At 38.0% G+C, this 13,031-nt stretch carries 9 protein-coding genes and 1 pseudogene; 1 reads left to right on the forward strand and 9 read right to left on the reverse strand.

The genetic code is table 11. From position 1 onward, the window contains the following. Positions 1-99: 99 nt before the first annotated feature. Both recQ and ACF3N8_RS00365 read right to left on the reverse strand, forming a co-directional pair. Positions 100-1,878: a DNA helicase RecQ gene (recQ, locus tag ACF3N8_RS00360; protein WP_392450018.1), complete on the reverse strand. Its 1,779-nt coding sequence runs from the start codon at positions 1,876-1,878 to the stop codon at positions 100-102. Between the two features lie 11 nt (positions 1,879-1,889). After that, positions 1,890-3,767, reverse strand: a complete 1,878-nt coding sequence (locus ACF3N8_RS00365) for an ABC-F family ATP-binding cassette domain-containing protein (protein ID WP_392450020.1) — start codon at positions 3,765-3,767, stop codon at positions 1,890-1,892. 109 nt (positions 3,768-3,876) lie between these two features. Here ACF3N8_RS00365 and ACF3N8_RS00370 point away from each other — a divergent pair, with 109 nt between their 5' ends. Continuing rightward, a complete protein-coding gene (locus tag ACF3N8_RS00370; protein ID WP_009383113.1) occupies positions 3,877-4,692 on the forward strand; it encodes a ZIP family metal transporter in 816 nt (271 codons plus the stop codon). Between the two features lie 51 nt (positions 4,693-4,743). Here the strand turns inward: ACF3N8_RS00370 and ACF3N8_RS00375 are convergent. From ACF3N8_RS00375 to ACF3N8_RS00405, 7 genes and pseudogenes are all read right to left on the reverse strand, one after another. Further along, positions 4,744-5,385 (reverse strand): annotated as a pseudogene (locus ACF3N8_RS00375) (FusB/FusC family EF-G-binding protein). Between the two features lie 753 nt (positions 5,386-6,138). Then, a complete protein-coding gene (gene ltaS, locus ACF3N8_RS00380; RefSeq protein ID WP_392450022.1) occupies positions 6,139-8,076 on the reverse strand; it encodes a polyglycerol-phosphate lipoteichoic acid synthase LtaS in 1,938 nt (645 codons plus the stop codon). A 597-nt stretch (positions 8,077-8,673) separates the two neighbouring features. Then, positions 8,674-9,690 carry a biotin-dependent carboxyltransferase family protein gene (locus tag ACF3N8_RS00385; protein WP_009383116.1) on the reverse strand — a complete coding sequence of 339 codons (1,017 nt, stop codon included), beginning with the start codon at positions 9,688-9,690 and terminating at the stop codon, positions 8,674-8,676. Next, positions 9,678-10,382, reverse strand: coding sequence for an allophanate hydrolase subunit 1 (locus ACF3N8_RS00390; protein ID WP_009383117.1), 705 nt, complete (start codon positions 10,380-10,382; stop codon positions 9,678-9,680). The genes ACF3N8_RS00385 and ACF3N8_RS00390 overlap by 13 nt, the downstream gene beginning before the upstream one ends. A 227-nt stretch (positions 10,383-10,609) precedes the next feature. Beyond that, the gene (locus tag ACF3N8_RS00395; RefSeq protein WP_238101081.1) at positions 10,610-11,227 is read right to left on the reverse strand and encodes an aminotransferase class IV; all 618 of its coding nucleotides are present in this window, start codon (positions 11,225-11,227) and stop codon (positions 10,610-10,612) included. 1 nt (position 11,228) lies between these two features. Continuing rightward, positions 11,229-12,368 (reverse strand): anthranilate synthase component I family protein, encoded by a 1,140-nt coding sequence (locus tag ACF3N8_RS00400; RefSeq protein ID WP_009383119.1) that lies wholly within the window; start codon positions 12,366-12,368, stop codon positions 11,229-11,231. Beyond that, complete coding sequence (locus ACF3N8_RS00405; RefSeq protein WP_009383120.1) at positions 12,352-12,945, reverse strand: aminodeoxychorismate/anthranilate synthase component II; 594 nt, start codon at positions 12,943-12,945, stop codon at positions 12,352-12,354. Before ACF3N8_RS00405 ends, ACF3N8_RS00400 begins: the two co-directional genes overlap by 17 nt. Positions 12,946-13,031: the final 86 nt, after the last annotated feature.

Raw genomic sequence — 13,031 nt, forward strand, 5'->3', positions numbered from 1 at the left:
TTAATATTGAAAAAGGTTTACCTACTTCAAATCACATACCAACACATACTATAAAAGAATCGGAATTATGAATGATTCGAGTAGATAAACCTATAATGTTTAAACCTTATCTTTATAAGACTGAATCGTTTCTAAGAATTTAGGGCAATAATGTTTAAGTTTATAACTACCTACCCCATCTATAACTATCATATCTTGTTTCGTTTCTGGTTTACGTTTCGCAAATTCTTCTAATGTATAATCAGAGAATATACTTACTGGCGCGATGTTCAATTTATCACTTAATTGCTTGCGCACTTTAATCAATTCATCAAATAAGGCACGATCAATACCTTCAACAGTATTAATACTAACCTTTTCTCTAGCTTTTTGTTTAAATGGTGTCGTAAATACAGATTTTTCACCACTTAATACTGATTTAACCGTTTTATCACAGATTAAAACACCATCTTGTTCATTTAAAAAGCCCTTAAAACGGAGTTCATCGATAAGATGATGACATTCACTTGTTGTATACATCTTCATAAGTCCAAACGTCGTCACCTTATCAAATCCGGAATGCTGAATGTAATCAGATGTTTCACCACGTAGGACTTGAATAACGGTATTATATGTTTCCTTCTGACCAAGTCGACAGATACAACTAATAATTTTCTGAGCTTCTCTTGTCATGTCGTAAGTCTTATCTTGCTTTTGACAATTGCTACACTGTCCACACTCTTCTAGCTTTTCATTAGGTTCAAAATAATGCACCAAAGTCGCTTCTAGACATTTCTTTGTCTTTGTGTAATGCATCATCTTAGTGAGCTTTTCACCCATGCGCTCTTTATAATCTTCGTCGGCTTGAGACGATTGTATAAAGAACTGATGTAGCCCAATATCACGGTCGCTAAACATCAAGATACATTCACTATCAAGACCATCTCGCCCTGCACGACCAGCTTCTTGGTAGTAACTTTCTAAATCACCTGGCATGTTATAGTGAATCACGTAGCGTACATTTGATTTATCGATCCCCATACCAAAAGCGTTCGTCGCAACCACAACATCGACATTATCAAACACGAAGTCATTCTGAGCTTCTTCACGTTCCTTATTTGTCATACCAGCATGGTAAAAGATTACACGCACATTTTCTTGCTGCAAAGCTTCATAAATTTCTTCAACTTGCTTTCTCGTTGAACAATAAATAATACCTGATTGTTTATCGTGTGCCTTAACATAATCAATCACGAATTTTTGACGTTGATAAGTTGGATTCACCTTGAAAATGAGATTTCGACGCTTCGTACTTGTTTTGACAAGGTTCTTTCGGTCAATTGTAAGACGCGACATAATATCCTTCTCAACTTCATTCGTCGCTGTCGCAGTTAAAGCAACAATTGTAAATGCTTGTGGTAGTGATAATACTTTATGTATAACTTCTTGGTAACTCGGTCTAAAATCATGCCCCCACTTAGAAATACAATGCGCCTCGTCAAATGCAATGAGTTTAATATCAAGTTTTCGAATCATATTCATGAAGTAATGTTGTGAAAAGCGCTCAGGTGCAATAAAAAGAAATTGAATTTCACCTTGTTTCAGTGAAGCTTCAACTTCTTTTTGCTGTTGTTGCGACAAACTACTATTTAAATAAGCAGCTTTAATACCCATTGCCTGTAATTGTTCCACTTGGTCTTTCATCAAAGAAATTAGCGGACTAATCACGAGGGTGATGCCGCCTTTCATTAACCCAGGGATTTGATAGCAAAGTGATTTACCGCCACCAGTTGGCAGTACGCCAAGGGTATGTTCATGGTCCATTACTTTTTCAATGATTTCTCTTTGGCCCGGTCGAAATGACGCATAACCAAAATAATGTGATAATGTTTCCTCCATAATATCCCTCATTAATTTAATAATTCTTCGAGTTCACTCCATCTTGTGATGTCATTATCATACGTTTCTTCTAAAATTTCTTTTTCTTCATTGAGTTCTTTAATTTTCGCATAATCGTTACCCGCTTCAATCATCTCACTGTCAATCGCTTCAAGACGTGCTTCAGTTTCATCAATACGCTCGATTAACGTTTCATATTCACGCTTTTCCTTATAAGATAGTCCAGATTTCTGTGGCTTAGACTTTGTATGTTTGACCTTGTCACGGTCACGTTGTGCTTGCGCTTCATCTTCAACAGCTTTTTTATAAGCGAGATAATCATCAAAGTCGCCAATAACTCGTTCTATTTGACCATCGTGTATATACCAATACGCTTTCGCAACCTTATTTAAGAAGTATCGGTCGTGGCTAACCGTAATTACCGTGCCACCGAAGTCCTCAATGTATTGCTCTAATATCGTAAGCGTTTCTGTATCTAAATCGTTCGTAGGCTCATCGAGCAGTAATACGTTCGGTTGATGCACAAGTAAGCGTAAGAGATACAGACGCTTTTGTTCGCCACCAGACAGCTTATAAACTTTCTTACCATGCGTCGAACTCGGAAATAGAAAGCGTTCCAGAAGCTGTGTAATGGATACATTCGTGCCATCCTTTTGCTTAGCGACTTCACTTTCTTCCCTTAAGAAATCAATCATACGTATATCACGGTCCAAACGCTCATCCGTTTGTTTGAAATATGCCACTTTTACCGTCTGACCAATTTTAAGGTCGCCATCAAAGTCCTTATCCTCACCACTTAATATATTCAACAACGTCGTCTTACCAACACCATTCGGTCCAACGATACCAACACGTTGGCCGCTTTGCACAATCTCTGAAAAGCCCTTAAACAATGTTTTATCTTTAATCAATTTTGATACATCTTCAAGTTCGTATACTTGTTTACCAAGTCGTGAGTACGCGAGGTTCAATTCACCACTACGTTCTTGCGTGTGACCTTTAACTTGAGATTCTAAGTCTTTAAAGCGTTGTTTACGCGCTTCTTGTTTCGTCGTACGTGCTTTTACACCGGCGCGCATCCACTCTAATTCCTTTTTATAAAGTGACTTTTCTTTGTCACGTTGTTCTGCCTTAATACGTTCATTCTCAGCACGCATCTCTATGTATGATTCATAATTACCAGGATACGTCGTCAGTTGACCTTGATTTAAATCAACGATACGTGTCGCCACTTCATTTAAAAAGTAACGATCATGCGTCACGAAAAGCACAGTATGCGGATATTGCTTTACAAAGTTGATAAGCCAATGAATTGATTCAAAATCTAAATGGTTCGTAGGCTCATCTAATAATAGTAAGTCTGGCATTTCGATTAACGACTTCGCAAGTGTAACACGCTTTTGTTGGCCACCTGACAAGGCGCCTACTTTTTTATCAACGTCATGAATGCCAAGTTTAGTTAAGATCGTTTTAATTTCAGCACTGTAGTCCCATGCATTTAATTGATCCATGTCGTTTTGCGCTGCCATCATCTCGTTAAGCGCTTCATCTGTCATCACATTACTATAATGCTTCGTCGCTTGTTCATAACGTTTAATCGCGCGCATCGTCTTTGTGTCTACGTCCATGACCGTTTCAAAAACAGTCTTATCGAGATCTAAGTCTTGCTTTTGAGCTGAGTAGCAAATATTGTAGTCTTTAGGGTGTGTGACTGAAGCTTCAAAATCTTCATCTAAGTTCGCAATCACTTTAAGTAATGTACTCTTACCTGTCCCATTAATGCCAACGAGTCCGATTTTCTCATGTTCTGAAATTGATAAATTAAGATCATCAAAAATCACTTTATCTGCGTGCATTTTCTTTAAATGTTCGATTTTATATGCTTCCATAATAATTTCATCCTTTTATTTCACAATACTTACATTTACTGGTAGACTTAATTCAGTTCTATATATTATACATCTTTTTACTAATAAATGATAGAAGGAGACTTTGTAGATGCAAGAATTATTCCAAAGTTTGCCACCTTACATACAAGCACTTTTCGCAGGTATCGTAACGTGGTTATTAACTGCACTTGGTGCGGCTTTTGTATTCTTTTTCAAGAATATTAACGATAAAGTCTTGAGCTCTATGCAAGGTTTTGCGGCAGGCATTATGATAGCTGCAAGCTTTTGGTCTCTTTTACAACCAGCAATCGACTTTGGTAATGGAAGTCCATTCTCATTCGTACCTGCTGCCATTGGTTTCTTATTAGGCGGTCTCTTTATACGTTCACTAGACTTAGTGATTCCGCATATGCATCGTAATACGAACGATAAGAGCCAAGTTAAAGAAGGTATGAAGTCAAGTTTAGATAAAAATATATTACTTGTACTAGCAATAACGCTACATAATATTCCTGAAGGTTTATCCATCGGGGTTGCATTTGGCGGCGTTGTTACAGGAAATTCACATGCCACATTATTAGGCGCACTCACTTTAGCAATTGGTATCGGTATTCAGAATATCCCTGAAGGTGCTGCCTTATCTATGCCAATCCGTGCTTCAGGCGCTTCTAAAATGAGAGCCTTTAACTACGGACAAGCATCTGCTATTGTAGAACCTATCTTTGCGACAATTGGTGCTTTAGCGGTTGTATTCATAACGCCAATGCTACCATATGCATTAGCTTTTGCTGCAGGCGCAATGATATTTGTGGTTGTAGAAGAACTCATTCCAGATTCACAAAACGGTAATAATACAGACCTTGCGACAATGAGTCTCATGATTGGCTTTACCATTATGATGATTCTAGATGTTGCCTTAGGTTAAAACATGAAAGGACGTGGGCGCTATGTAGCGACACGTCCTTTTTAGTATGCGTTAATTCAGTTTATTCACAAAGTGATAGAATTTAGTGAGATCAGTTAATTGACGGTTGCACGTTTGGCTATCATAACAAATATAATCGCCCTTCTTCGTATACATCCCGTCACCCGATTCCTTACTTTTATGCAAGAATAATGACACCTTACTCTCTTTATTACATATCGAGCAAAAGCCCTTAACCGTTTTCGGCGATAGCTCGCCGTAAAATCCTTTCAATTAATCTGATTCATCATAGTACAACATGTAACGACGGTTTGATGACGGATCATTCCAACCTAGAAAGGTTGAAGCTAATAAATCTTCAGAGCTAAAGTTTGGAACCTTAAGCTTCTTAACTTTTCGAAATTGCTTTTCAATCTGCTTAGATGACGGCATTTGAAAAGGAATGACATATTGGCTAACGACGTTTAAGACTTTCTCAATCTGGTATTTAGATAATTTGATATCCTTGAGCGTTTCAAGGGATGCTTCAAGTTCAGGCGTAACAGCTTCAAACACGTTACGAATATTATGAAGCACATCCGCCATTTGGTGCTTAACCGTTTCTGGGTCGTTAACGGATTTGTAGATATTATGCAGTTGATACATTTGTTCCGCGATATAGTGATATTGGTAAGGATAAATTTGTTTCGTCATGATTCATTTTCCTTTCTTTTAGTTGTGTTGGAAAAGATACCTTGTAGGAAAAGAATCTGCTACAAAGTACCTTAGTTATGGTGCTGTACTTTGCAGTATTAAACTTGAATCGTTAAAACGAATCATAATATCAACTCCCTCTTGAGTTTCAATATAACATATTTCATCGGTTCTCTTGGTTTAAGCGGTTTGTAACATTTATGTCGTTGAATGTTCAGACTTTGATATTCGGTCAAGCTTTGTTGATTGGGTTTGAGATGTGTTGAGACTTGATGACGGTTTCACCATCAAGTTTGAAACGTCCTGAGACTTGATTAAGGATTCATCATCAAGTTTGAAACGTCCTGAGACTTGATTAAGGATTCATCATCAAGTTTGAAACGTCCTGAGACTTGATGACGGTTTCGCCATCAAGTTTGAAACGCCCTGAAACTTGATGACAGTTTCGCCATCAAGTTTGAAACGTCCTGAGACTTGATGACGGTCTCATCATCAAGTTTGAAACGCCCTGAGACTTGATGACGGTTTCGCCATCAAGTTTCAAACGCCCTGAGACTTGATGACGGTTTCGCCATCAAGTTTGAAACGCCCTGAGACTTGATGACGGTTTCGCCATCAAGTTTCAAACGCCTACCGCAATAGCGACTTCGCTTAATTCTACTCAAAATCACACCCGTAATCCCCCATCCAACCAAAAAAGAACCGAAACGCTTGAACGTTTCGGCTCCTTATCGAATTTATGAAAAAGTTGTATTATTTTTGATTACCATATTCGCCTGCTTTGTAATGGTAATTAGATGGTTTGACTTTATCAAAGTCTTTGTTGTCGTAGAATCTGAATAAGTCACCATTTAAGATTTTGTCACTGATTGATAAGTCTTTTTCCACTTGTTGCTTATCTGATTCAAGTGATTTAGGTTCTTCTTCAAGTGGTTCATTTGTCTTCTGATCGTATGCTTTACCGTTAATATATTGATACTTATCAGTTACGAAGTCACCATTTCTGAATGGTACGACTTGTTTATGATCCTTAGATAACATATCTGTACCTAGCATAGCGTAATTCTTATAATCAATACCTAATAAGTGTAGCATTGTCGGCATAACATCGATTTGGCCTGCGTATGTTGGGTCAACTTGACCTTCCATACCAGGAACTTTTAGCCAGAATCCTGTGCGGTTCAGGTCAGAGAATTTGGCTGGTGTGATTTCTTCACCTAAAAGTTTTTCCATTGCTTTGTTATGATTTTCAGAAATACCATAGTGGTCACCGTAAATCATAATCACTGAATCATCGTATAAGCCTTTTGCTTTTAGTTCGTTGATAAACTGTTCAAGTGATTCATCTAAATATCTTGCTGTTTGAATATATCCATCAACAGTTGAGTCACCCGTGTTTGGCTTTTCAATTGAAGCATCTTGAGGGTTTAAAGTAAATGGATAATGGTTTGTTAACGTAATTAAGTGCGAATAGAACGGTTCTTTTTCTTTCGCTAAATATTCTGCTGATTTCGTGAAGAATTCTTTATCTTTAAGTCCTAAGTTTTCTAAGTTCTTAGGTGACATATCGTAGTAAGTTGCATCGTAGAACTTATCGATACCAAAGTGTTTATAAACTTGGTCACGGTTCCAGAACGTTTTGTAGTCACCATGCATCACGTTAGATGTGTAACCTTGTTTTTGGTTCATGATAGCTGGTAATGATTGATACGTGTTGTCTCCTTTTAATGAAAAGGCTGAACCTTGAGGTAAACCATATAAACTGTTGTCCATAGTGAACTCAGCATCTGATGTTTTACCTTGACCAGTTTGGTGATAGAAGTTTGGATAATAACGGTACTCGCTATTACCTGATGATAATTTATTTAAGTAAGGTGTTACTTCTTCACCGTTCACTTTTTTATTGATCAAGAAAGTTTGGAAACTTTCTAAGTGAATTTTGATAACATTTTTGCCTTTAGCTTTACCGAAGTATTCCATATTCGGTTCTGCGTTCTTTTGTTTTGTGTAGTTTAAAACTTCTGTTAAGTCATCTTCTGATGCTAAAGCTTTTTGTTGTTTGTTTTGGACTGTTTTAACACCGTCATACACTGTGAAGTTATATGGTCCTAAATACTTAACTAAGTATTTATGGTCGAATGTACGTGTTAATAAGTCTGGACGATCTGTTTCAGCAAAACTTAAGTTTAAGAAGAATAATGCTACTGAAACGGCCATCACAACTGGGATAAACTTTTTGCTGAATACGCGCTCGCTTAACCAGTCACGTTTGAAAAGTAATACGAATAGATAGAATAATGTATCTAAGAAATACATGAAGTCATACCATTCGAAAGAAGCTGTAACGGCACCGCCCATGGATTCAACGTTACCTGCTTGGTTTAGCGTACTAAATGTTAGGAAATCCGAGAAGAATCGGAAATACACAACATTCGCATACAGTAGGAACGTAAGTAAAAATCCACCAATGAATAACAACCAGTATGCTTTCTTACCTTTAAAGAATAAAAATATACTTAAAACTAGGGCGATTAAACTATATGGGTTCATGAGCAAAATCAAGTTCTGCACTAAACCTTTGACGCCCAGAGAAAAGTCAACGTAATAAGCAAAATATGTCTTCAAAGACAAAGTTAATACTGTCAATAAGAAGAACATAAATACACTTATTTTCTTTTTCTGTGTACTCATGATTGTAGCCTCCATTTAATCATATTCATTTGTCCAAGTTTCATTTATCGTTTATTTACAAAGTTATTGTCAAATCAATCTCAGTTACATATAAAGGGTTATATGTAACATTTCTGTAATATTCTATATTCAGTACAATATATAAATATATAGGAACAAGTGAAATATTTCAAGCGAAACCACCTGTTTTTAAAAATATTTTTCACGCTTAAATTTAACTTCATATTCAATTAAAATTAAATTAATAATAGCCTTAGGATTGATTTAAAGAAGTTAATATTTAATCAATACAAACTGAAATCTATTATACACCTTGCTTCACTAAAAGTTTTCAGTCTTAAGGTTGATATCCATCTCAATATAAAAAAAGTGGACCTCGCGACTTTTCAAAACGCAGATCCACCTTATCAAATATTTAATTGGTCATGTTAAAGTAAAAAGCGTCTTCAAAGTGTCGTTTACGAACGTTTAATTTCGACGTCGCCACCTAAATCAACATCGCGTTTCTTCATTAAATATCATTACACGCATGTCCACGAACAACGACGCGATCGCTTCAAACTTACGCACCTTCTCACAACACGAAATCCAACTCCGTTACGATTTCACAACTTTAGCCATTTCTTCCTGCATCTTAAACTCAATACAATGGAAGAGTTGGTTTACCCATCGATCATACTTAATCAGATTCTTTTCAGCCTGCTCGATATCAATATACTGGAATTTAAGCTTAGCACCTTGTGGCTTTTGCGAAATTTTAGAGATATGATAACTCGCGACCGTGCCTAGCTGCGGATAACTTCCCAGCGTATAGTGATCGTTGAGTAAAATGATTGGTGTACCGTCACGTTTAACTTGAATAGAGCCGCGTTTAACCGCTTGATGCGGCGGCATATCATCGTAATAAGCTTTTATAGGCACACCATCAAGTACGATACCAACGCGGTTTGCTTTACTCGTAAGCTTATATTCATTTGTTGTAAATTGCTTTTTAGTCGCTTCTGTAAAATCTTCAGCGCCCTTACTTTTTATAACGTGAATCACGTCTGAAAGATAATTGAGACTTAACGTATAACCATCTACGCCCCAAGTAGCTTTCTTGGACTTTTCAAGATTCTCAAAGAGTTTATGATGGCGTTCGTTATAATCACGTTTCATATTAATTTCATCGCCAGCTTTCAATGTACGACCATGGAAGCCACCGAGCTTAGAAATCATGTCTGTTGATGTGGAACCAAGCCATGTGTCGAGTTCAAAGCCACCTGCTACAGCTAAGTAGGCACGCGTACTTTTCGTATGGTCGGTAAATGTAAGGACGTCGCCTTTTTCTAAGCGATATAATTTAGAAGGATAAATCGACATGTCGCCTACGTGGGCTTTAAAATGCGCACCAGTTATCGCGATTAAGGTTGGTTCTGTAAAACGAATACGTGCCATCTTATGCGTCATTTCAAGTGTTGCTTCGTTTTTATCATTGCCAACTAATCGGTTCGCAATTTCATGCGCAAGTGAATCTAATGCGCCGCTTGCGATAATACCTAAATGTTCATATCCTTTGCGACCTAAATCTTGAAAACTTGAAAATAGGCCACCATCTTCAATTATGATTGACATGGCTTAAAGCCCCCTAATTCTATATCTTTTTGAGAAACCGCTTTGAAAGACACCATATCGCCAACTTTTAATACAGTTATCGATTCGCTTGAAGGATCGAATAATTGAACTGGCGTATAGCCAACAACAAGCCAGTCACCATACGTATCATTCGTTACGATACCGCACTTTTGACCTTCAATAATGACAGACCCTGCTGGAATAAAGCGCTTGTGAACACCAGTTTGTCTCGCGTAAAGTTTGGAATCTAGCCCCGTTAAATAAGGGAAGCCTGGTGAATAACCCATCATCGACACGAAGTAGCGATTCTCAGTATGTAATTGCACAAACTCACTTTCAGTTAAATGGTTCGCATTAAGTAAATCTTTAAGGTCAGGACCGTACGTGTCGCCATAGACAACAGGAATTTCACACACGTCTTGGTGTTCAGTTTCTTCAGATTGAATATCCATGTCCTCAATTAAAGCCTTCATATATTTAAATGGTGATTCAATATCATAATGCTTAATCATATTCGTCGCGTCATAAACGACTAGTAAATCGGATTCAGTCGGCACGATTTCGATAATAAACGGTAAATGTTTAGCACGTAGCGCTTTACTTAACTTGATTAAATCTTCAGTTGTTGATTTAGAAACATCTCCGTCTAGTGAAACGACGATAGCTAAATCCCCTTGACTATAGACTTTCATCAGGTCATCTCACCTTTCCTAATTGTAAAAGCCACCGAGTAGCCTTATCATAATTTTCACGATTGCATGCATAAATAAGTAAACTGTAAATATCAATATGAGTGATGTTAGCACCACTACAATATATTTCAAAGGTTGATAAGATGTGTCCAATTGCTTATACACAAAGTGACGTAGCAGAAATGTCATTGCAATAATACAGAATAGATATACAAATACCATAACCGTCACCCTTTAAGCTCTAATTTAACATCAACCATTTCTCTTAAACTGTTCAACATATAAAGTTTTACTTTATGTTGTTTTATTTTATCTATAATTTCAGTAATTGTATAGTTTCTTTCCGTGATTTTTTTATCATTTAATAGTGCCTGGCGCATACACCCATTTAGAAAGTCCCCTTCATACACAGGCGTATATACGTTTTGATCCTCTTCAATCGCAACGTTACCGATATTAAATTCAAGCACCTTGCCGTTAGCATCATACAACAAGATTAAATCCGTCGGTTGATCGAAAGCAAGATGTGCCCGTTCAGACGTCTTATACGTCCGCTTCCAAGATGCCACGTTCTCGTTCAACTCTCCGTACGTTGCTGTTAAGTATGCCGTTGGTTGCATCCTTTGAAAAGCACTTTCAAGCCTACCATCCTGATCGAGCGTCACTTTCAATCGATATATCGCATCATCTTGTATTTGATTAAGAACCGCTTCAACCTCAGATTGAAATGCTTCTTCTTGAAAAGGTATGTCAAAATAATGTGCCGCTTGGCGGATTCGTCTTTGATGCAAGTCGAACCTTGGAATATGCTTATCTTCAATGCGCATCGTTTCAATTACATGCATATTAAATCCCCTTTAAAATAGACGTTTTAGCTTGGAACTCATCATACTCATTATTCGGGTCAGAGTCGATTGTAATACCTGCACCGACACCATAAACGGCTTCATCATATATATATTGTACCGTTCGAATCGGTACGTTGAAGATCATTTTAGTGTCAGGTAATAGTAAACCGATTGTACCGCAGTATGCGTGTCTAGGTGTTTGCTCAAGTTGATGAATGATAGACATTGTATTTATTTTAGGTGCACCTGTAATCGAACCGCACGGGAATAGGGCTTTTAAAATAGTGTGTAAAGAAGTCCCTTGACGCAACGTACCTTTCACGATGCTCGTCATTTGATAGACCGTCTCGAATGTTTCGATAAAGAATGGTAAATCGACGTCTATCGTACCAGGCTTAGCAATGCGTGATATATCATTGCGCAATAGATCCACAATCATGACGTTCTCGGCACGGTCCTTTAACGACTGCGCTAACGTATCATAGTTCGCTTGGTCAGTTTCAGGCGAGGTACCCCTTGGCATCGTACCTTTCATCGGACGACTTAAAATTGTATTGGGTTGATTGTCGTACGTCCCCTTCTGGAAGAATAATTCCGGTGAAATCGATGCTACCTTAACGTCATCCGTATCAATCATGACGGTGTATGACCCGTGACCACCTTCGCTTAAGGCGTGATAGATGTCTGCGATACCTTGTGAAATCGGTCTACTTAAACGCGTCGTATAGTTTACTTGGTACGTGTTACCTTCCGTGATTTCACGTTGTATCGTTTCAATGCTTTCTATAATAGAAGCTTTCGATGCCTTGAATTGGAATTGGCTGTCCGAACTTGGCGTTGAAACCGTATTGGCCTGCGTATGTTGAACAGGTTCCTTAAAGACGTAGCATGCCCCGTACACCGAATCAGACGGCTCGTAAGTGACGAGGTCTGAATTGAAAGCTGGTGCTGCTTCGTATGGTAAATATACCACCACGTAAAAGCCCTGTCGTTGATAGTCTTCAGCGAAATCAATCATTGGGCATACCTCATCTTTAGAACGCGCGATGAACGATGCATCGGGTTGTTCAAATTGGAATTGGTATGTTGAATGCGTGTTAGGACTATTTAAATATTTATAATTAATGTTGACTGACATGTGACGCACCTACCTTCGCTAGAAAAAGTCGTATTTGCTCGTGACCGTACGCGCTTAAATAGGATTCAGGGTGATACTGCAAGCCGTATATCGGCAATGATTGATGCGAGACAGCCATGGGCACATCCTTCTCATTTGAAGCACAGATTTGTAGCGGTTCGCGCACAGAGTCACGCTTCGCCATGAGTGAATGGTAGCGCATCACTTCGAACCCTTGAGGCAATCCTTGGAATAGGACTTTTCCTGAATGGGTAAGCGATGTCGTGTGACCATGGACAGGCTTCTCGTTGTGAACGATGTCGCCACCATAATACGAAACGATGAGTTGAAAGCCTAGACAAACGCCTAATATCGGCACACGCGTTTCATAATGGGATAAAAGATCGAATAGAATGGGATAGTCTTTAGGCGTCTTCGGGCCAGGAGAAATAATAAGGGCCGAGATATCCCAAGTCTTTAATGTGTTTAAATCAATCGCATCAACGTCGATAACCTTCAACGGTCGTGTTGTTTCGGTTGAAACATAATCGACGAGATTATATGTAAATGAATCTTTATTATTAATTATAACTATCATTGTCATACGCTCTTTTCTATAACACTTTATAACCATTATCCCAAATTGCGACTTGCTTTTACAATGGTAATGTATTATTCTTAGGA

It is taken from the genome of Staphylococcus massiliensis, assembly GCF_043186315.1.
Classification (GTDB): Bacteria; Bacillota; Bacilli; order Staphylococcales; family Staphylococcaceae; genus Staphylococcus; species Staphylococcus massiliensis.